Annotated in this window: 19 protein-coding genes; 8 read left to right on the forward strand and 11 right to left on the reverse strand. The window is 72.2% G+C overall.

The features are described from left to right. Position 1: 1 nt before the first annotated feature. Together EUA93_RS07090 and EUA93_RS07095 are read right to left on the reverse strand one after the other, a co-directional pair. Positions 2–679, reverse strand: coding sequence for an EcsC family protein (locus tag EUA93_RS07090; RefSeq protein ID WP_129399481.1), 678 nt, complete (start codon positions 677–679; stop codon positions 2–4). A 21-nt stretch (positions 680–700) separates the two neighbouring features. Beyond that, positions 701–2047, reverse strand: a complete 1347-nt coding sequence (locus tag EUA93_RS07095) for a calcium-binding protein (RefSeq protein ID WP_129399482.1) — start codon at positions 2045–2047, stop codon at positions 701–703. Positions 2048–2131: 84 nt separating this feature from the next. On the opposite strand from EUA93_RS07095, the gene aat reads away from it, so the two are divergent. From aat to EUA93_RS07110, 3 genes are all read left to right on the forward strand, one after another. After that, on the forward strand, positions 2132–2818 hold the full coding sequence (aat, locus tag EUA93_RS07100; protein WP_338036343.1) for a leucyl/phenylalanyl-tRNA--protein transferase: 687 nt from the start codon (positions 2132–2134) through the stop codon (positions 2816–2818). Positions 2819–2827: 9 nt separating this feature from the next. Further along, positions 2828–3316: a hypothetical protein gene (locus tag EUA93_RS07105; RefSeq protein WP_129399484.1), complete on the forward strand. Its 489-nt coding sequence runs from the start codon at positions 2828–2830 to the stop codon at positions 3314–3316. Positions 3317–3419: 103 nt separating this feature from the next. Continuing rightward, positions 3420–3806 (forward strand): hypothetical protein, encoded by a 387-nt coding sequence (locus tag EUA93_RS07110; RefSeq protein WP_129399485.1) that lies wholly within the window; start codon positions 3420–3422, stop codon positions 3804–3806. A gap of 108 nt (positions 3807–3914) precedes the next feature. Here EUA93_RS07110 and EUA93_RS07115 read toward each other — a convergent pair whose 3' ends face one another. Then, positions 3915–4799 carry an Fpg/Nei family DNA glycosylase gene (locus EUA93_RS07115; protein ID WP_129399486.1) on the reverse strand — a complete coding sequence of 295 codons (885 nt, stop codon included), beginning with the start codon at positions 4797–4799 and terminating at the stop codon, positions 3915–3917. Between the two features lie 46 nt (positions 4800–4845). On the opposite strand from EUA93_RS07115, the gene EUA93_RS07120 reads away from it, so the two are divergent. Beyond that, the gene (locus EUA93_RS07120; RefSeq protein WP_129399487.1) at positions 4846–5109 is read left to right on the forward strand and encodes a hypothetical protein; all 264 of its coding nucleotides are present in this window, start codon (positions 4846–4848) and stop codon (positions 5107–5109) included. 4 nt (positions 5110–5113) lie between these two features. Here EUA93_RS07120 and EUA93_RS07125 read toward each other — a convergent pair whose 3' ends face one another. The 3 genes from EUA93_RS07125 to zwf form a co-directional block, all read right to left on the reverse strand. Further along, a complete protein-coding gene (locus EUA93_RS07125; RefSeq protein ID WP_129399488.1) occupies positions 5114–5998 on the reverse strand; it encodes a universal stress protein in 885 nt (294 codons plus the stop codon). Beyond that, positions 5995–7440 carry an APC family permease gene (locus EUA93_RS07130; RefSeq protein ID WP_129399489.1) on the reverse strand — a complete coding sequence of 482 codons (1446 nt, stop codon included), beginning with the start codon at positions 7438–7440 and terminating at the stop codon, positions 5995–5997. The genes EUA93_RS07125 and EUA93_RS07130 overlap by 4 nt, the downstream gene beginning before the upstream one ends. 87 nt (positions 7441–7527) lie before the next feature. Then, positions 7528–9036 carry a glucose-6-phosphate dehydrogenase gene (gene zwf, locus EUA93_RS07135; protein ID WP_129399490.1) on the reverse strand — a complete coding sequence of 503 codons (1509 nt, stop codon included), beginning with the start codon at positions 9034–9036 and terminating at the stop codon, positions 7528–7530. Between the two features lie 85 nt (positions 9037–9121). Here zwf and EUA93_RS07140 point away from each other — a divergent pair, with 85 nt between their 5' ends. After that, a complete protein-coding gene (locus tag EUA93_RS07140; protein ID WP_129399491.1) occupies positions 9122–10315 on the forward strand; it encodes an ATP-binding protein in 1194 nt (397 codons plus the stop codon). Positions 10316–10666: 351 nt separating this feature from the next. Here EUA93_RS07140 and EUA93_RS07145 read toward each other — a convergent pair whose 3' ends face one another. Further along, positions 10667–12082 carry a dihydrolipoyl dehydrogenase family protein gene (locus EUA93_RS07145; RefSeq protein ID WP_129399492.1) on the reverse strand — a complete coding sequence of 472 codons (1416 nt, stop codon included), beginning with the start codon at positions 12080–12082 and terminating at the stop codon, positions 10667–10669. 195 nt (positions 12083–12277) lie between these two features. Between EUA93_RS07145 and EUA93_RS07150 the strand changes: the two genes are divergently transcribed. Then, on the forward strand, positions 12278–13255 hold the full coding sequence (locus EUA93_RS07150; RefSeq protein WP_129399493.1) for a TerC family protein: 978 nt from the start codon (positions 12278–12280) through the stop codon (positions 13253–13255). A gap of 18 nt (positions 13256–13273) precedes the next feature. Here EUA93_RS07150 and EUA93_RS07155 read toward each other — a convergent pair whose 3' ends face one another. Genes EUA93_RS07155 through EUA93_RS07165 form a run of 3 tightly spaced genes read right to left on the reverse strand, consistent with a single transcriptional unit; the run spans position 13274 to position 15215 of the window. After that, positions 13274–14035, reverse strand: a complete 762-nt coding sequence (locus EUA93_RS07155; protein WP_129399494.1) for an endo alpha-1,4 polygalactosaminidase — start codon at positions 14033–14035, stop codon at positions 13274–13276. 18 nt (positions 14036–14053) lie between these two features. Further along, positions 14054–14677: a LysE family translocator gene (locus EUA93_RS07160; protein ID WP_129399495.1), complete on the reverse strand. Its 624-nt coding sequence runs from the start codon at positions 14675–14677 to the stop codon at positions 14054–14056. A gap of 43 nt (positions 14678–14720) precedes the next feature. After that, on the reverse strand, positions 14721–15215 hold the full coding sequence (locus tag EUA93_RS07165) for a hypothetical protein (protein ID WP_129399496.1): 495 nt from the start codon (positions 15213–15215) through the stop codon (positions 14721–14723). A gap of 239 nt (positions 15216–15454) precedes the next feature. On the opposite strand from EUA93_RS07165, the gene EUA93_RS07170 reads away from it, so the two are divergent. Both EUA93_RS07170 and EUA93_RS07175 read left to right on the forward strand, forming a co-directional pair. Further along, positions 15455–15904, forward strand: a complete 450-nt coding sequence (locus tag EUA93_RS07170; protein WP_129399497.1) for a DUF2087 domain-containing protein — start codon at positions 15455–15457, stop codon at positions 15902–15904. A gap of 17 nt (positions 15905–15921) precedes the next feature. Further along, entirely contained in the window at positions 15922–16275 is a 354-nt protein-coding gene (locus EUA93_RS07175) for a UBP-type zinc finger domain-containing protein (RefSeq protein ID WP_129399498.1), read from the forward strand. Positions 16276–16281: 6 nt separating this feature from the next. Here EUA93_RS07175 and EUA93_RS07180 read toward each other — a convergent pair whose 3' ends face one another. Then, positions 16282–20340 carry a beta strand repeat-containing protein gene (locus EUA93_RS07180; RefSeq protein WP_129399499.1) on the reverse strand — a complete coding sequence of 1353 codons (4059 nt, stop codon included), beginning with the start codon at positions 20338–20340 and terminating at the stop codon, positions 16282–16284. Between the last annotated feature and the right edge of the window lie 90 nt (positions 20341–20430).

Consider the following 20430-nt stretch of genomic DNA (forward strand, 5'->3'; position numbering starts at 1 on the left):
CTCACTTCCGGCGCTGCAGCAGCTCCCGGTCGGCGTAGCGGCCGACCTTCCAGGTGGCGTAGCCGTCGGCACCCATCCCGACGACCCCGCCGATCACCGGCACGCGGCGGCCCACGGTCGTCGCGAGTCGCTTGCCGGCGACGCGCGTGATGATGTCGGTGGCCACGACCGCGGAGATCGTGCCGTCGAGCGTCGGGTCGTGGGCGGGCGCGGTGGCGAGCGCCATCGGGGTGGCGGGGAGCTTGCGCTTCGAGACCAGCTCGGCGACCTGCTCCTCGCCGAGCAGCAGCGCGAGGATGGCGTTGCGCACGCGCGGGTCGGAGAGGTCGTGGCCGCGCAGGTGGGCGATGCCCGCGACCATCCGGCACTGGATCAGGGCCAGGCCGGTGATGTTGGCCGGGATGGCGACGGCCATGGTGACCAGGCCGCCGAGGTTGGTGGCGAAGCCCTGGGCGCCGGCGATGCGGACGTTGTTCTCGATGACCTCGTGGATGGCGCGCTCGACGTTGCCGCCCTGCTCCTTGAGCTGCTTGTCGGCGGCGACGGACGCCGGTGCGAGCGGTCCGACTCCGTCGATCGCACGCCGCAACGCCTCGCGCACGAAGGTCGAGGTCGCGCCCGGCGCGATCTCCTGGATCCTCGGCGCCAGCTGGCGTCCGACGGTTTCCTTCAGGCCCATGCCTCGATCGTACGGTCCCGGTCAGCGGCGGACCTCGCACGACCTCAGGCGCTCGCCCGCGAGACAGCGGTCCCGGCCCTGGCGCCCGTCGAGCACGTCGCGTCCGGGGCCGCCGTCGAGCAGGTCGCGTCCGCCGGACCCGAGCAGGCGATCGTCACCTCCGCGTCCCCACGCCCGCACCCGGCGCGCAGCGCTGCCGTCGACGTGGTCGGGGCCGCGTCCACCGACGTACGTCAGCAGGCGCAGCCGCGGTGCGCGGTTGAAGTCGATGCCCTCGAGGTCCACGAAGCCGGCGATCTTCCGGCCGTCGACCGCGATCCGTGCGCGCGAGCGGTCCACGGTGAGCCGTGACCCCCGGGGGACGACCGTCCGGGACGCGCCGAAGGTCAGCCGGTCGACGCCGGGCCCGCCGTCGAGGACGTCGCCGCGGCCCACGACGAAGACCTCGAGGGCGTCGAGGCCGCCGAAGCCGAAGAGGTCCGACCCGCCCGCACTCGCCAGGTAGTCGCTGCCCGACCCGCCGTCGAGCCTCGCGCCCTGGTCACGCCCCATCGCGGAGAGGGCGTCGTTGCCCGCGCCGCCGTCCAGGTCGTCGGCGCCCCGGTAGGAGATGACCTCGTCGGCGCCCGGACCGGCGGACACCCGGTCGTCACCGGACAGGAGGCCGTCCCCCCGGCCCTCGACCGCCCACAGCCAGTCGGCGTCGGGATAGACGAGGTCATCGCCCTGGGCGGACTCGATCCGGTCCTCGCCGGCGCCGCCGGTGATGAAGTCGTCCGCGGCAGAGCCGATCAGCACGTCGTCGTACGCCGATCCCGCGATGCCGCCGTTGGAGACGAGCGGGGCGATCGTGTCCGTGCCCTCGCCGGTGGCGGTCCCGGCGCCGAGGTCGACCGTCACCGGGCCGGGTGCGTCCTCGAAGGCCACGACGTCGAAGTAGGGCCGGTCGCCCCACCAGATGTCCTCGGAGGCGGGGTCGTGGCCGAGGTCGACGAAGTCGTCGCCGGGGCCGGGAGCGAGGTGGTCGCCGTAGTAGCCGTCGTCGGGGTAGTAGTCCTCGTCGAGGCCACCGAAGAGCCGGTCGTCGCCCTCGCCACCGAAGATGCGGTCGGCACCGGCCAGCCCGCAGATGGTGTCGTTGCCGCCGAGCCCCTCGATCACGTCCCTGCGCGAGGAGCCGAGGATGACGTCGTCGCCGGCAGTGCCCTGCACGGGGGTGATCGGGAACGAGGTCGACTCCGGCACCACGATCGTGGGCACCTTGCCGTCGCAGGTCTCGGCCGCCCGGGCGGGCGCTGCGGCCGCGACCGGCGCCAGGGCGGTCACGGCGATGCCGATCAGGGCGGTGGCGGTCGCGGTGCGTCTCATCGGGGTCCTCCGGGCGTGCGCGTGGGGCCGGTCCGGTGGGAGACGGCGTTCCCGGGTGAAAGGTTGTTCGCTACGGTGCGAAATGTGCCCATCGCCCCCGATCCGACGCCCTGGGCCTTCCCGCACCACTCGACGTGGGACCCCGACGACGACCTCGTCGCGCTCGGCGCGGACCTCGACAGCGGCACGTTGCTGACGGCGTACGGCCTCGGGCTGTTCCCGATGCCGGTGACGCTCGAGGGCGACGAGCAGCTCGGCTGGTTCTCCCCGGTCGAGCGCGGGGTGCTGCCGCTCGACGGGATCCGCGTCTCCCGGTCGCTGCGACGCTCGGCGCGCGACTTCGAGATCAGGATCGACACCGCCTTCGACGAGGTGGTGGCCCGGTGCGGCAGCCCGGACCGCGAGGACGGCTGGATCACCCCGGCGTTCGTCCGGGCCTACGGTCGTCTCCACCGCCTCGGCTGGGCGCACTCCGTCGAGGCGTGGCGCGACGGTGAGCTGGCCGGTGGGCTGTACGGCGTCAGCATCGGTGGGCTGTTCGCCGGCGAGTCGATGTTCCACCGCGACCGCGACGCCTCGAAGGTCGCGCTGCTCGGCCTCGTCGACGTCCTGCGCGACTCCCACGCCGACCACCGGGTGCTCGACGTGCAGTGGCAGACGCCGCACCTGGCCTCCCTGGGTGTCGTACGACGTCCGCGCGCCGAGTACCTCGAGCAGCTCGAGCAGTCCCTCGACGTCCCGCTGCCGCCCGCCTTCCGGGTGGACGAGTAGCGTGCGCGCATGACGATCCGCACCCGCCTCGCCCTCACCAGCGCCGCACTGATGGTCGGCGTCGCCACGTCGGCCTGCGGGGGCGGTGGCAGCGGGAGCGGCAGTGACGGCGCGCCGACCGACGCCAGCAAGGACGACTTCTGCAGCACCTACTCGGACCTCTTCGCCGACCTCATGGGCGACATGAGCGACGTCCCGAGCGACGAGCAGATGGCCACGGCGGTCAAGGACTGGGCCGACAAGCTCGAGGCCGTCGGCACCCCCGAGGACATCACCGACGACGCGCGGGCCGGGTTCGACGACCTGGTCGACCAGGCCAACAGCATCGACGCCGACGACTTCTCGATCGACAAGCTCGACGAGCTCGCCCAGGGCGGCAAGGGGGCCTCGGAGGAGGCGCAGGAGCAGGCGACCGCCTTCGCGACCTACCTCACCGACACGTGCGGCAACCCGCTCGACGACCTCGAGATGCCGGAGATGCCCAGCGAGACGCCCTGACCGGAGGGTCGCACACCACGTCCGGCGAGGTCGCCGTTCGACGGACGTCCGACCACCGCAGGGGTACCCTCCTTGCGGGGATCGTGAGAGGTGAGTGGACGCAATGTCAGTGACGCGTGAGGGCAGGATCTGCTCCTTCTGCGCCACCCCGGGTGGCCCGGGCACGGATGTGCCCCTGATCGGCGGGCTGGGTGCGCAGGTGTGCGGCACCTGCGTCGACGACTTCCACGCGACGCTCCACGACGACGAGGCGATGGCCGCGTCCCGCGCCTTCCCGTGGGACTCGATGAGCGACGCCGAGGTCCTGGCCGTGCTCCCGCAGATCATGGCCTCGGCCGAGCAGAACCAGGCCTTCGCACGCGAGTGGGTCGACCTGCTGCGCGAGCGGAAGGTGTCGTGGGCCGAGATCGGCCGCACGCTCGGCGTCTCGCGCCAGGCGGCCTGGGAGAGGTTCGCCAGGAAAACGGGAGACAACGGCGCCACGGCGTGAGAAGATCGCCGTCCGTCAGGTTAGACTTGACGTGAAGGTGCTGGTCGGTCTGTCACGGGGGTGAGGCCGACCGGCACCTTTTGCTATGTCTGCTCGGTCGGCCGGCCGCTACTTGAGCAGCTTCGACATCCGCCGGTCCGCGAGGGGCTTCCCGCCGGTCTGGCAGGTCGGGCAGTACTGCAGGCTGGAGTCGGCGAACGACACCTCGCGCACGACGTCGCCGCAGACGGGGCACTTCTGGCCGGTACGGCCGTGGACGGCGAGGTTGCTCTTCTTCTCGCCCTTGAGCTCGCTGGCTGCGAGCCCGCTCGACCGGGCGACCGCGTCGCCCAGCGTGGTGCGGATGGCGTCGTACAGCGTCTGGAGGTCGTCGTCCTCCTCGAGGCTGTTGGCCGGCTTGAACGGCGACATCCTCGCCGCGTGCAGGATCTCGTCGGAGTAGGCGTTGCCGATGCCCGCGATGATCGACTGCATCCGCATCACGCCCTTGATCTGCTTGCGCCCCTCCTTGGCCAGGATCGCGCGCAGCACGTCGATGGTGAAGTCGTCGGACAGCGGGTCCGGGCCGAGGCGGGCGACGCCCTCGACCTCCTGCGGGTCGCGCACGACGTAGATCGCCAGGCCCTTCTTGGTGCCGGCCTCGGTGATGTCGAGCCCGGGCTGGACGTCGAGGTCCGGGTCGTCGATGACGATGCGGGCGGCCAGGGGGTTCTTCGGGTTCGGCCGGGCCGGGAGCGCGGGGACCTCGTCCTTCCACCGGATCCAGCCGGCCCGCGCGAGGTGGATGACCACGTGCACGCCGCTCGCGTCGATGTCGAGGAACTTGCCGTGCCGGGTGACGCTGTCCACGAGCGTGCCGTGCAGCGCGTGCAGCGGCGGGTCGAACGTCTTGAGCGCGCTGAAGGCGGTGAGGTCGACCCTGCTGATCGCCCGGCCGACGAGCCGTCCGCGCAGGTCCTGGACGAGGGCTTCGACCTCCGGCAGCTCGGGCATGACGTCGAGTCTAGGCAGGAAGTTGTGTGCCGGGTCACAATGGGACATGGCCCAGCAGCACCCACCTCGCACCGGCGGGGTCTTCCTCGATCCGCGCGGGGAGGACCGCTCGCTGCGCGTGACCTGGCACCAGGACTCGCAGCTGGTCGTGCTGTCGCTGTGGCGCGACAACGTCTGCGCCGGCACGTTCCGGCTCGCCGCCGACGAGGTGCCCGACCTGATCGGGCTGCTGCGTCAGGGCCTCGACGAGGCCTACGACAGCGCCCGCGACCGCGTCGCGCGGGTCGAGCGGCCGAGCCGGGCGGGCTAGCGGCTCACGGCACGACGAGGACGGGCACCGGCGAGGCGCGCAGGATCTTCGTCGCGTTGGGCCCGAGGAAGAGTCGTGACGCGAGCCCGGCCCGCGACGACCCGACCACCAGGAGGTCGCCCCGCTGCCAGTCGAGGCGGTCCATCGCGGACTGCCAGGTGCGGCCGTCGGCCACCACGGCGCGCACGTCGTCGGGGCGCGGCTCGCCGATCGTGGCGAGCGCCTCGGCCTGGAGGGCGTTGGTCTGCTCGATCCACGCCTCCATCACCATGTCCTCGTCGCGCAGGCCGGTCTCCGGCGGGTACATCGTGCGGCCCCGCACGGCGAAGGTCGCGACCCGCAGCGCAGCGCCCGTGCGGGCGCAGACCTCGGCGGTCGCGGCCAACGTACGACGCGACTGCTCGTCGCCGCGGAACGCGCAGGTGGCGCGGGTGACGGTCGACCCCGCAGGTGCGTCGAAGCCGCGCGGCGCGATCGCCACGGGCACGGACGCCGAGTGCAGCAGCACGTCGGCCGTGGAGCTCAGGTGCACCTGGCCGTAGGCGCCGGCCTGCCCCGAGCCGACCACGACGGCGCGCGCGCCGTGCTTCCCGGCCTGCGACAGCAGCACCGAGGAGGCCGACCGGCCCTCGACCCAGGCGGCCTTGACCCGCACGTCCGGGTCGATCTGCGCCATGAGGGCGGTCGCCTCGGCGACCGCTGCCTCGCCGTGCGCGCGCGCCCAGTCGGCGTACTCGCGGTCGGTGCCGCCGGCCACCGGGGTCGGCCACCTCGCGGGTGCGGCGGTGACGATGCGGAGGTCGTCGCCGTCGGAGCGCGCGAGCAGCGCGCCGAGCTCGAGGCCCGAGCGGTCGTCCTTGCCGGGGGCGAAGCCGACCACGAGGGTCACCGCGTGGCTCCCTCGTGGTCGCCGCTCTCGAGGCGGGAGTGCCGACGGCCCCACAGGAAGTAGAAGGCGAGCACGATCGCGAGCCAGACGCTGAAGATCACCCACGTGATGGCGGCCAGGCCGGAGAGGACGTAGACGCAGGCGACGACCGTGATGACCGGGGTCACGGGATAGCCGGGCACCCGGAACGGGCGCTCGAGGCCGGGCTGGGTGCGGCGGAGGATGAGGATGCTGATCGCGACCACGCTGAAGGCGACGAGGGTGCCGATGGAGACGGTGTCCCAGAGGTAGTCGGCCGGCACGAATCCGGCGATCAGGGAGACGACCACACCGACCACGATCGTGTTGAAGGTCGGGGTCATCGTGCGGGAGTCGACCGAGGCGAAGCGGTCGGGGAGCATCCGGTCGCGGCCCATCGCGAAGAGGATGCGGGTCTGGCCGTAGAGGGTCACGAGCGTCACCGAGAAGATCGAGATCACCGCCCCCGCGGCGACGACCGTGCCGGGGATCGAGGACCCGGTGATGTTCTCGAGGATGACCGACAGCCCGGCGCTCTGCTGCTCGTCGCTGGAGAACTCCGCCAGCGGCTGCGAGCCGACGCCGGCGAAGGCGACGAGCAGGTAGACGCCGACCACGATGACGAGCGCGCCCATGATCGCGCGTGGCAGGGCGCGCTGCGGGTCCTTCACCTCCTCGCCCGCCGTCGACACGGCATCGAGGCCGATGAAGGAGAAGAAGATCGTGCCGGCGGCCGCGCTGATGCCGGCCGAGCCGGAGGCGAAGAAGTGGTCGAAGCGGTCGGCGCGGAACGCGGTCAGCGCGACGACCACGAAGAGCAGGAGCACGCCGAGCTTGATCAGCACCATGATCGTGTTGACCTTCGCCGACTCGCTCGCGCCGCGGATCAGCAGGATCGTGCAGAGGAAGACGAGCACGACGGCCGGCAGGTTGACCAGGCCGGTGACGTCGTCCTCGTAGGGGACGGGGGAGTACGACAGCGCGTCGGGCAGCTGGAACCCGAAGAGGCTGTTGAGCAGCTCGTTGAAGTAGCCGCTCCACCCGACCGCGACCGCGGACGCGGCGACGCCGTACTCCAGGAGCACGCAGGCGGCGATCACCATCGCCATCAGCTCGCCCATCGAGTGGTAGGTGAAGGAGTACGTCGACCCGCTGACCGGGATCGAGCTGGCGAGCTCGGCGTAGCAGAGCGCCGACAGGCCGGCCGCGACGCCCGCGACGAGGAACGAGACCATCACCGCGGGGCCGGCGTCGGGCACGGCCTCCTGCAGCACGAAGAAGATGCCGGTGCCGACGGTCGCGCCGACGCCGAACATCATCAGCGAGAACGTGCCGAGCGTCCGGGCGAGCTCGGGCCCGTCGTGGGCTCCGCGTGGCTGGGCGAAGGGCTTCCTCCGCAGGAGCTGCTGACTCAGACCGGCCATGGACGGATCCCTCCCAAGAACGTCGCGTCCTCGGAATCTAGACCTGACCGGGCGTTTCGTCATCGCCCGTCCCACGACGGCCCCCGGCTACTTCTTCGCGCGCCACTCCCGCTCGAACGGGAGCCGCCACGCGTGGGGGGCGACGAGCTGGTGGATGGCGTTGGGCCCCCAGGTCCCGGGGGCGTACGGCTTCACCGGCGGCGGGTTGTCGAGGAGCTGCGCCGAGCGGTCCCACAGCGACTCGATGCCCTCGGCGGTGGTGAAGAGCGTGTGGTCGCCGCGCATCGCGTCGAGGATCAGCCGCTCGTAGGCCTCGAGCACGTCGCCGGCCGACTCGGTCTCGCCGGTGGAGAACTGCATCGAGAGCTTCTGCAGCCGCATGCCGGGGCCGGGACGCTTGCCGTAGAACGACAGCGACACCTTGGACTCGTCGGCGAGGTCGAAGGTCAGGTGGTCCGGCCCCGACTGTCCGACGCCGGAGTTGGCCGGGAACATCGATCGCGGCGCCTCCTTGAAGGCGATCGAGATGATCCGCTTCCCCTCGGCCATCTCCTTGCCGGTGCGCAGGTAGAACGGCACGCCCGCCCACCGCCAGTTGTCGAGGCGGCACTCCATCGCGATGAAGGTCTCGGTGTCGGAGTCGGGTGCGACGCCGGGGAGGCTGGTGTAGCCGGTGAACTGCCCGCGCACCACCGTGCTCGGCCGGATCGGCAGCAGCGAGCGGAAGACCTTGTTCTTCTCCTCCGAGATCGCCCGCGGCTCCAGCGCGGTCGGCGGCTCCATCGCGACGAACGCCATCACCTGGAACAGGTGCGTGACCACCATGTCCTTGTAGGCGCCGGTCGACTCGTAGAAGTTGGCGCGCTGGTCGAGGCCGAGCGTCTCGGGGATGTCGATCTGGATGTGGTCGATGAAGTTGCGGTTCCAGATCGGCTCGAAGAGGCCGTTGGCGAAGCGGAACGCCAGGATGTTCTGCGCAGCCTCCTTGCCGAGGAAGTGGTCGATCCGGAAGACCTGCGACTCCTTGAAGGTCTCGTGGACGCGGGCGTTCAGCGCGATCGCGCTGGCGAGGTCGGTGCCGAACGGCTTCTCCATCACCACGCGCGCCCGCGCGACGAGGTCGGCCTCGCGGAGCATGTCGATCACGGGGAGCGCCGCCTTCGGGGGCACGGAGAGGTAGTGGAGTCGTCGTACGTCGCCACCGAGCGCCTGCTCGGCGCGCTCGACCGCGGCGGCGAGCGCCGCGGGGCCGGCGGACTGGGCGACGTAGGTGAGGTTGTCGTCGAAGAGGTCCCACTGCTCGGGGCTGAGCTGCTTGTGCCCGAACTGCTCGACGGCGGAGCGGGCGAACGCGCGGAACTCCTCGTCGCTCATGTCCTCCAGCGACGTGCCGACGATGCGGATGTCGGGGGCGAGGTCGGACAGGACGAGGTGCGCCATGCCGGGCAGCAGCTTGCGGCGGGCGAGGTCGCCGGTGGCGCCGAAGAGCACGATCACGTGGGGATCGAGCTGCTCCTGCGCGTAGCGCGACGACGGCCTGGACTCGGCGGGGTAGGAGATGGACTGCGCGGGGTGCGGTGCCTGCGGCTCGGTCACGGATGTGGTCGTTCCACTCTTTGCGCGACTCGCCGAGTATCCATGTCTCTACAGAACGCCTTAGATTCCGCGATAGCGTCCGATCGTGGACCCCATCCGGAACCCGTACGCCCCCGGCGCGGGCCAGCGCCCGCCCGAGCTCGCCGGGCGTGACGAGCAGCTCTCCGCCTTCGACGTCGTCCTCGAGCGGGTTGCCAAGGGGCGCCCCGAGCGCAGCCTCGTGCTGACCGGGCTGCGCGGCGTCGGCAAGACCGTGCTGCTCAACGCGCTGCGCGGGACCGCCGTGCGCAAGGGCTGGGGGACCGGCAAGCTCGAGGCCCGTCCCGGCCAGGGGCTGCGGCGCCCGCTGAGCAGCGCCCTGCACCAGGCCGTGCGCGAGCTCGGTCGGTCGGGGGACGAGGAGTCGGTCGACCACGTGCTCGGGGTGATCAAGTCCTTCGCCCACCGCGACGCCGGCGCGAACGCCAAGCTCAAGGACCAGTGGAGCCCGGGCATCGACGCGCCCGCCGTCCGCGGTCGGGCCGACTCCGGCGACATCGAGATCGACCTCGTCGAGCTCTTCACCGATCTCGGCGGGCTCGCGGCCGAGGTCGGCAAGGGCATCGGCATCTTCGTCGACGAGATGCAGGACCTCGGGCCCGACGACGTGTCCGCGCTGTGCGCGGCGTGCCACGAGCTCAGCCAGTCGGGACTGCCCGTGATCGTCGTCGGCGCCGGGCTGCCCCACCTGCCGGCCGTGCTCAGCGCCAGCAAGTCCTACAGCGAGCGGCTCTTCCGCTACCAGCGGATCGACCGGCTCGCCCGGGAGGCCGCCGACCACGCCCTCGAGGCGCCCGCCGCGTCGGAGGACGCAGCCTTCGAGCCCGAGGCCCTGGCCGCGATGTACGACGCCACCGGCGGCTACCCGTACTTCATCCAGGCCTACGGCAAGGCGGTCTGGGACCTCGCGCCCCGCTCGCCGATCACGGCCGCCGACGTCGCGGTCGCCGCACCCGAGGCCGAGTCGGAGCTGGCCGTCGGCTTCTTCGGCTCGCGCTACGAGCGCGCGACGCCGGGGGAGCGCGACTACCTGATGGCGATGGCCGACGTGGCCGTCGCACTCGGTGACCCGGACTCCGTCCCCAGCGCCGACGTCGCCGCTGCGCTCGGCAAGAAGCCGCAGTCCCTCTCGCCCGCCCGCGACTCGCTGCTGAAGAAGGGCCTGGTCTACTCCGGCGAGCGCGGCCGGATCGCCTTCACCGTCCCCCACTTCGGGAGGTACCTCCGCGAGCGGGGCTGAGCCCACCGCCGATCGTCGGCGGGTTTCCGTCGGCGGCGCGCCCGTGAAGTCGAGCAGGGGTGACGCTGGCCGCCGGTCGTCGGCGGGGGGTTCGTCCGCGGCGCGCCCGTGAAGTAAGGACGAGGGCTGCGTTCGGGGGAGCGAAGCGGAGGAGAGCGCGGCAACGAGGACGCACGAGCGGGCCTCCGGCGCCGCGGACACGCGCCGAAGCGAAGCGGAGGCGCAAAAAGACACCGTGATCCGTGGTCACGGTCGACCGGACACACGACCTTGGTTTCGACACGGGCGCTGGGCGCCCTGCTCAACCAGCGGGGCGGGCGCGCCGCGGACGAAACACCCGCTGGGCCTCGTTCAGGTGGCGGGTGGCGTCCGGAACTCGCGCGGGAGCTCCTCGAGCAGCCGGAGCCAGAGCTCGGCCGCGGTGGGGTACGACGCCACGGCGTGGCGCAGCACGTGGACGGGGACCCCGCCGGTGACGGCCACCGTCGCGGCGTGCACGAGCTCACCGGCCTCGGGGCCGACGAAGGTCGCGCCGAGCAGGAGCCGCGTCTGGGCGTCGACGACGAGCTGGGCGTCGCCGACGACGTGGTCGCGCAGCAGCCCGGTGCCCGCGGCGGACGACGTCGGCACGCGCGTCGTCACGACGTCGTGGCCCGCCTCGCGGGCCTCGGCCTCCGTCATGCCGACGGAGGCGACCTCGGGATCGCTGAAGACCACCTGCGGCACCGGCGCCTCGCGGTCCGGCTCCCAGGCGATCTCGCCCGCGGCGGCCGCGGCGATCCGGGCGCCGACCACGCGCGCCTGGTGCTTGCCCCAGTGGGTGAGCGGCGGGCCGCCGCTCGCGTCGCCGACGGCGTGGAGCCACTCGGGGAGCCGGCCGCCCGTCACGTCGTCGGGCTCCAGCCCGACGGAGTCCAGGCCGATGTCGGACAGTCGGGGCGCGCGGCCGATGGACAGCAGGACCTCGTCGGCCTCGATCTCGCCGTCCGAGGTCGTCAGCGTGACCGCACCCCCGTGGACCTTCCCGATGCCGGTCGCGTCGGGTGAGTCGCGGTGGACGGCGGTGACCTCGATCCCGAGCCGCACCTCGATCCCGCGCTCGCGGAGCCCCGTGAGCACGGCCTCGCCGGCGAACGGCTCGGTGCGACCGAGCAGCCGCCGGTCACGCACGACCAGGGTCACGGCCGATCCGAGGGCGTGCATCCAGATCGCCGCCTCGCACGCGACCACGCCACCACCGACGATGACCAGCCGGTCGGGCACCTCGACGACACCGGTCGCGTCGCGGGAGTCCCACGGGAGGGCGTCGGCGTACATCTCCGGGACGCGTGCCTCGCTGCCGGTGGCGATCACCACGGCCTGCCGCGCCTTCACGATCGTGTCGCCGACCCGGACGGTCCTCTCGCCCGCGAGCCGCCCGTCGCCGCGGACGACAGCCAGTCCGGCGCCCTCTGCCCACGACACCTGACCGGCGTCGGAGTAGCTCGAGACCCAGTAGTCGCGGCGCTTCAGCAGGCCCTTCGGCTTCACCGTGGCCGTCGACACGCCCCGCAGGTCGGCGGTGACGTCCGCGACCGCGATCGGTCGGAGCAGCGCCTTGCTGGGCATGCAGGCCCAGTAGCTGCACTCGCCGCCGAGCAGCTCGCGCTCGACGATCGCCGCGGACATCTCGGTGCCCTCGACGGCGTACTGGGCGGCGTTCTCGCCCGCCGGGCCGCCGCCGATCACCACGACGTCGTACTCCACTGTCTCGACCGGGTTGCTCATGCCGGCGACACTACGGCGCTTCGAGGATTGGCGCGGCCCTTGCCTGTTCAATTAGTCTTGTGCACGAGGGGAGTACCCCGCCCAACATTCGTCGGTCAGTACGGTGCCTCCGCAGGCACCCCGGCGGAGACCGCTCTCGGAAGCGGTGGGGGAGACCTCAGGAAATGGCACGAATCTGAATTCCTGAGGAGACCCATGTCGTCCATCGCTTCCCCCACCCTGTGGTTCATCACCATCGGCGTGGTGCTGGCCCTGCTCGTCGTCGACTTCGTCGCCACCCGGCGGCCCCACGAGGTGTCGATGAAGGAGGCCCTGGCCTGGTCGGCGTTCTACGTCGCCCTGCCGCTGACGTTCGGCCTCTACGTCTGGAACGCCCACGGCGGCGACCGGGGGCTGGAGTACTACACCGGCTACCTCGTCGAGAAGACGTTGAGCGTGGACAACCTGTTCGTCTTCATGCTGCTGCTCGCGGCCTTCGCCGTGCCCGAGGTGCTCAAGCAGCGGGTGCTGCTCTACGGCATCATCGGCGCGCTCGTGCTGCGCGGCATCTTCATCGCCCTCGGTGCGGCCGCGCTGTCGCGCTTCGACTGGGTGTTCCTGATCTTCGGCGGCGTGCTGCTGCTCACCGGCATCAAGCTCCTGCGCGACGCGATCCGCGGCCAGGAGCACGAGGTCGACGTGGCCGACATGCGCATCGTGAAGCTGCTGCGCCGGTTCATGCCGGTCAGTGACGAGTACGACGGCGCCAAGCTCACCGTCGTCGAGAAGGGCGTGCGGATGCTGACGCCCTTCGCCCTCGTGACCGCCGCCGTGTTCGCCACCGACATCGTCTTCGCCGTCGACTCGGTGCCCGCCGTCTACGGCATCACCGGCGACCCCTACCTCGTCTTCGTGACCAACGCCTTCGCCCTGCTCGGGCTCCGCGCGCTCTACTTCGTGCTCGAGGGCGCGCTCAGCGCGCTGGTCCACCTCAGCTACGGCCTGGCCGCGATCCTCGGCTTCATCGGGTTCAAGCTGGTCCTCCACTGGGCCCACCTGGTCTGGCCGTCGATCCCCGACGTCCCGACCCTCGCCTCGCTGTTCGTGATCGTCGGCATCCTCGCCGTCACCGTCACGACGAGCCTCATCGCCAGCCGCAGGCAGAAGGCGCGCGAGCCGGAGGCCGTGGGCTGACCCCGTCGTGGCCCGGCCTCAGCACCAGCGGCGTACGCCGTCGGGGCTGAGGTCGAGGTCGCGCAGGACCACCGAGAGCATCGGGCCCCACTGGTCGCAGGTCCTCGCGAAGTCCCGCGCGCGGTACTCGACGACGAGCACCTGGTCGCCGAAGTGCTCGACGTAGTCGCCGCACTCGTCGTAGCGCCCGCACTCCTCCGAGACGGCGAAGTCGAAGCCGAGCCTCGTGCCGTCGAGGGTGGCCCAGTTCTTCTGGCCGACCGCGAGGCCGGACTCGTGGGCCGCCCCGGTGAGCAGTCGGGCGAACGCCTTGGCCTGCTTCGCCCTGATCAGCCCGCGGCTGCGCGAGTAGGAGTCGAGGTTGTCGTACTCGACGGCGTCGAAGCCGTCGCGGGCGCAGCCGGAGGTCCAGCGGCCGACGATCCCGGCCAGCTTCTCGCGCTTGGCCTTCGTGCGGACGTCGAGGAGCCACTCGCCCCACGCCTCGTCCTCCACGAGCCGGCCCCTGCCGTCCTGCAGGAGCAGGTCGCGGTGCTTGCGCCAGTAGCGCCTGGCGTCGGGCTGGGTCTGGAAGCCGTTGACGTAGCAGACGTTGTAGACGCCCGGCGCCGGCTCGGCCGTGCGGTCGCGCACGACGATCCCGACGTTGTCGGGGACGTAGGCGGGGCCGCCGAGCTGGTAGTCGACGTCCGTGCCCGTCGGGAGCGGCTGCGGCTCGGCCGCGTGGGCGGGTGCCGAGAGGCCGGCCATCAGGAGCAGGGCGACGAGCAGGGTGCGCATGGGCGCCAGCGTAGGCGGCTACTCCGTGGCCAGCATGGTCGCACCGAGGCCGATCATCATGGTGCCACCGCCGGCGCTGAGGACGTCGAGCCGCTGCGGCCGGCGGGCGAACCAGGTGCGCGCGGCACCGGCGACCATCGCCCAGGTGCTGTCGGACATGACCGCCATCGCGCTGAAGACCAGCCCGAGGACGAGTGTCTGGACCAGGACCGGGCCGCCCGGGTCGATGAACTGCGGCAGGAAGGCGACGAAGAAGACCATCGTCTTCGGGTTCGTGGCGCCGACGGTCAGCCCGATGCGCACCGGGTGCCCCCGGCGTACCGGCGTCGCCTCGACCATCGCCAGCCGCGCGTCGGCGCGGTGGCGGACCGCCTGGATCCCCAGGAAGATGACGTACGCCGCTCCGGCCACCTTGATCGCGGTGTACGCCGCCGCGCTGGCCGCGACGAGCGCGCCGAGGCCGATCGCGACGAGGACCACCTGCACCAGCACGCCGAGGCCGTTGCCGAGCACGGAGAGCAGCGCCTCGCGACGGCCGACGGTCAGCGCGCGGCCGATCGTGAAGAGCAGGCTCGGGCCCGGCACCTGGATGAAGAGGAACGACGCGAGGAGGAACGCGAGCCACTGGCTGGACGACGGCATGGCCCCAGTGTGGGACCACGCCGCCGTCGCTGTCTGCCTGATTTCAGCAGCCGCCGCAGGAGTAGTAGGTGATGTCCCAGTGGCTGCCCTCGCGGGCGTACACGTTGCCCGACGGAGCGGTGTAGAGGGTGGCGCCGTCACCGCGCACGCCCGAGTAGGCGTAGGTGCTGGTGATGAAGCCGGAGACGCAGTCGGTCGGACGGATGTCGACCTTGTAGCCGTTCCAGTGGCTGTTGGGACCGTCGGCGTGGCCGGTCTCGGTGCCGCCGGTGATGGTGATCGCGCAGCCGCTGGCGCCCTTGAAGGTGATGATGCCGCTGACCGTCTCCTGGTTGATCTGGTCGTAGGACGTGCAGCTGCCGACGTTGCGGTCGGTGCAGCCGCCGGTCGAGACCCGGCTGATGCCGGCTGCGGAGAGCTGGCTGGCGGCCTGCGCGTCGGTCAGCTTGGTGACCGCCTGCGAGGGGCTGGACAGGCCGATGATCGCGACGAACGAGGCGATCACGGCCAGGACGATCCTGCTGGTGGTGCGGTGCATGAAGGCGTGCCTTCCTGTCGTGGCGAGACCCCCGATGGGCTCGCCGCTCCCTCCACCCGACCCGATCGACGCGGTAGGGTCAACTCCGAGGGCGCCGTCCAGCGCCCAGCCCACGCGTCGGCCCCAGTCCGCAGCGAGGTGGCGAAGGGGAGCAGATCCTCGGGCAGCTCACTCAACGGATTCGTCGACGCCCGCTGCAGCGGCGTACTGGGGACGCAGCGCAGTCGAAGGTGATGACGATGACCAGGGACAGTGACTTCAAGCGCGTCGTGCGCACCCGCATGGCCGAGACCGGTGAGACCTACACGGCCGCCCGCTCGGCGCTCGAGAGGGAGGCGTACGACGCCGCGCGGGCCGAGCAGGAACGGCTGGTCGCCCGGCTGTTCAGCGACGGGCGCATCGAGCGCGTGCCGGCGAAGCGCAAGGTCCGCGCGGCGGTGCTGCTCGAGGTGGTGACCCGGTTCGAGCCGGGCCGGGTCTACCCCGAGAAGGAGGTCAACGAGGTGCTGACCGGCGTGCACGAGGACTTCGCCTACCTGCGCCGCGAGCTGGTGAACTACCACTACCTCGAGCGCGAGGACGGTCGCTACCGCACGGCTCCGCACGCCCCGACACGGTCGGACCTCGAGCGCCAGGAGATCCCGGCGTGGGAGGCGCACTGGCTGGAGGGCTTCCTGACCGGCCGGTGACGGGGCAGGCTGGGGGCATGACAGCCACGACCCCTGAAGGCATCGATCCCGAGGTCGCCCCGTCCGGCGCCGGTTGCGTGGAGTGCGACGAGGACGGCGGCTGGTGGGTGCACCTGCGCCGGTGCGCCCAGTGCGGCCACGTCGGGTGCTGCGACAGCAGCCCGGCGCAGCACGCGACGAAGCACTTCCGGGAGACCGGGCACCCCGTCATGCAGAGCTACGAGCCCGGCGAGGACTGGTTCTGGGACTTCGCGCAGGAGGTCGGCGTGGTGGGTCCGCGGCTCAGCGACCCGCAGAGCCACCCCGCCGACCAGCCGGTCCCCGGCCCCGCGGGCCGGGTGCCTGCGGACTGGCAGGACCACGTCCACTGACGGCCGTCAGCGCAGCGACCCCGGTCGGAGGCGGATCGTCGCGCCGTTGTCCGATGTGTCGGGATCGCTGAGCTCGGACGACACGGTCGCGGTCACCCGCTTCGGCTTCCGCGTGGGCAGTCCCACGACGACGTAGAAGCGGACCGACTTGCCCGCACCGATGCTGCGGGTGAGGGTCACCGTGCGTCCGTCGCGCTCTGCGCGGTCCTGGATCCGGCGTACGACCCAGCCGTTCGGCAGTCGCATCGTCAGGGTCGCCTCGTCGGCGCGGGAAGTGCCGGCGTTGGTGGCGATGACCCGGATCCGGGCGACCGTCCCGGGCCCGGCCCACTCGGGCCGGAACGCCTGGAACTCCACGCCGAGGTCCGCCGACGGCAGCTGCGGGTCCGGGGTGGGGCTCGGGGTGGGGCTCGGGGTGGGGCTGGGCGTCGGCACGGGGACCGACGTCACGGTCAGGGCGTACGTCGCCGGGGTGAGGCCGCCCACCGCGGCGCGGCCCGCGACGGTCCCAGCCGACACGGCCGTGACCCGCGGGCTGGTCGCGGTGCCGTCCGCGCCGGTCTCGACCGTGGCGGTGGTCGCGCCGCCCGGGAAGGTCGCGGAGCCGCCGGTGCCGGGGAGCGTGAAGACCACCGAGGCGTCCTCGACGGTGTTGCCGGCCGCGTCGGTGACCGTGGCGACGAGCGGGTCGGCGAAGGTGCTGCCGGCGGCGGCACTCTGCCCGTCGCCGTCGGTGGCGTCCACGTGCGCGGCGGCTCCGGACGTCACGGTGAGCCCGTAGGTCGCCCTGTCGAGGTCCTCGACGGTGGCCGTCGCCGCCACGATGCCGGCTCGAAGGCCGCGAATCGTCGGGCTGGTCGCGCTGCCGCTCCGACCGGTGCTGACGGTGGCGGTGGTGGAGCCGCCGGCGAAAGTCGCGGTGCCGTCGATGCCAGGCAGCGCGAAGACCACCTCGACGCCCGCGACGCCGTTGCCGGCGGCGTCGCGCACCGTCGCGACGAGCGGGTCGTCGGCGTCGTCGCCGGACGTGATCGTCTGGCCGCCGCCCGAGGTCGCGGTGACCTCGGCAGGGTCGCCGGGGACGACGCTCAGGGCGAAGGTCGCGGCGTCGAGCCCGCCGACCGTGGCCGTGGCGGCGACCGCGCCGGCTCGCAGGCCGCGGATCACCGGGCTGGTCGCGTTGCCGTCCTGACCCGTGCTGACGGTGGCGGTGGTGGAGCCGCCGGCGAAGGTCGCGGTGCCGTCGGTGCCGGGCAATGCGAAGACCACCTCGGCGCCCGCGACGGCGTTGCCGGCCTCGTCCGTGACGGTCGCGACCAGCGGGTCGGCGGCCACGGTGCCGGAGGTGATCGTCTGACCACCGCCTGACGTGGCGAGGACCCGGTCGGGCGCACCCGCGAGCACGGTCAGGGCGAAGGTGGCGCTGCCGATCCCGTCCACCGATGCGGTCGCCGCGACCGGTCCCGCGAGCACGCCGCGCACGGCGGGACTGGTGGCCAGGCCGTTGGCGCCGGTGGTGACGGTGGCGGTCGTGCTGCCGCCGGCGAAGGTGGCGGAGCCGTTGGTGCCGGACAGGGTGAGCCCCACGTCGACACCGGAGACGGGGTTGCCGTCAACGTCGGTGACCCGGGTGACGAGCGGCGCGGCGAAATCGGTGCCCGACGCCGCCGACTGGTTGTCGCCGGAGACCACGGTGAGGCTGTGCGCCGGGCCGGCGAGGACGGTGATCGTCGTGGTGGGTCCGGACGTCCCGTCGTAGGACGACGTCACCGAGAAGGTGCCGGCACGGGTCGAGGTGCAGGTGTTGTCGGTGCAGGAGGCACCGGCAGTCGTGGTCGCGAACGTCGTCGTCGACGTCACGTCACCGGCGTACCCGCCGCCGCTGTCGGCGCCCTCGGCGGTCAGCGTGGTGCTGCCACCCGCGACGATCGTGTCGGGTGAGGCGGTCACGGAGCGGATGGCCACGGGGCGCGGCAGCTCGCCGAACAGGTTGCCGGTGCTCGACTGGCCGGGCGTCAGGCTGATCCCGAACGTGTCGTTGCCGGACGTGCTCACGTGCGTACCCGGCGTGTCGGCGCCGTCGTCGTAGGCCGACGGCTGCGTCTCGGTGACGCTGTAGGTCCCGGCACGGACGCCGGTGAACGTGAAGGCGCCGTTGCCTGCGGTCGTCGTGGTGAGGCTGACGGGCGTGCCCTGGGCGGTGGTGCCGACGAGCGAGATCGTGACGCCGGAGATCCCGGACTCACCGGTGCCGCGCTCGCCGTTGCGGTCGCGGTCGACGTACACCGCTCCCGACACCTCGCCCACGGTCGGGACGGCGACCGTGGTGCTGTCGCTCACGGTGCCGCCAAGGACGTCGGTCCCGGAGGCGGAGAGCGTGATGGCGTCGCCGGCGGCCGGCGCGGTCGCGGAGCAGGTGGCGGTGGCCGTGGCCCCGGCGGCGACCGAGGTCGCCGACAGCGGACCGCACGAGCCCTGCGCCGGGGTCAGGGTCAGGCCGGAGAGGGACGAGTCGCCGGTGTTCTTCGCCGACACCTGCAGGGTGATCGTCTGGCCGGTGGAGTACGTCGCCTGGTCGGGGACCGCGGTGAGCTGCAGGGAGGGGTTGATAACGTCGACAGGCACGTCGACGGTCGCCGAGAGCGAGCCACCCGCGACCGTCGCGTCGGCCGAGAAGGCGTACGTCGTGTCGGCGCCCGGTGCGGGCCCGCTGCAGGTGTAGGGGGCCTCGACGCCCTTGGTGAGCGGGCCGAGGCTGCGGGTGCAGTCGGTGAGGCCGGGCACGGTGACCGTGGCGCTCGTCGCGTCATCGCCGACCGGGGTGACGCCGACCGCGTAGGTGACGGTCTGGCCGGGGCGGAACGGGCCGGGGGTCGTGGTCGCGGCGCGGAGCTTGAGGTCGGCCACAGGCACCGAGAACGCGACGGTGGTGGCCAGGTAGGTGTCGTTCGACGTGCTGAACGTGACCGGGGCCGACGTGGCCCCCGCGGCGATGGGGTCGTCGACGGTGACCGTGTCGACGCTCATGTTGTTGAACGTGCTGGGGTTGACCGAGCCGTCTGCCTGCGACACGAAGAAGTTGTTCGTGGAGCCCGTGCCGGGCTGGGCGATGTTGGTGCCGTTGAGCGCCAACCGGTCGCCGCTGATGTTGAAGTCGCCCTCGTAGGCCGCCACCGCGACCCGGCCGGCGCCGATCGCGCGGAAGCCGCTGGCGGTCATCGTGGTGGCCGGGTCGATCGGGCTCTGTCGGACGTGTCCGTCGTAGACCATGACGTCGCGCAGCGGCAGGGTGTCGGTCGGGTCGTCGTAGACGACGTGGAGGTTCCAGCCGCCGAAGCAGCCGAAGCCCTGTGGGGTCCAGATGTTGCCGACGTCGATGGTGACGGGTGAGCCGGTGGGCGCGCCGGCGAGCTGGGCGGTGACGTCGGCGTACGCCGAGTAGAACTGCGGCTGGCTGGAGGGGACGCTGGCGAGGGCGTCGCGGGAGATGACCTTCGGTGCCTTGGTGACCGTCGCCGCGGTGCCGACGGTCAGCCGCACGGAGGTGCTCTCCGGGGTGCCCGCCGGGAGGACGGCCGTGCCGGCGCCGGCGAGGAACTGGCGGGTGTTACAGCCCGGCAGTGCCGAGACCGTGCCGTCGGCCAGCCGGATGGTGCCAGTGTCGCCGGCCCAGCTCAGCCGGGCGAAGGCCACCGTCGCGCCGGCCGGGATGGTGACGCTCGCGCGCGACGAGTTGTAGGTCGCGGCGCTGCCGTCGACGTCGGCCCACTGCATGTAGAAGGAGTCGTTGATGCCCGACGACTGGGTGTTGGTGCCGGCCTGGGCGGTCGCGCACTCGGTCTTCGACGTGCCGAAGGGGTCGGTCGGTGCGGTCTGCCCCGGGCACGCGGTGACGGTGTTGCCCACAGAGGTGACGTCGCCGTGCACGGAACCGCTGTAGTTCAGCGTGAAGGGGCGGACGACGGCGGCCTGCGCGGGCGAGGTGAGCCCGACCGCGGCCAGCGTGCCGGCGAGCACGGCGAGGACGACGGGAACGACGGGCAGGGCGAAGCGGCGGCGGGGCACGACGGACCTCCTGGAGGGGCGTCGCACGAGCGGCGCCGGGTGCCACGAAATCTAGGGCGAACCGCGCCGGTGCACCGCCGAACGGAGAAT

It is taken from the genome of Nocardioides oleivorans (genome assembly GCF_004137255.1).
GTDB lineage: Bacteria > Actinomycetota > Actinomycetes > Propionibacteriales > Nocardioidaceae > Nocardioides > Nocardioides oleivorans.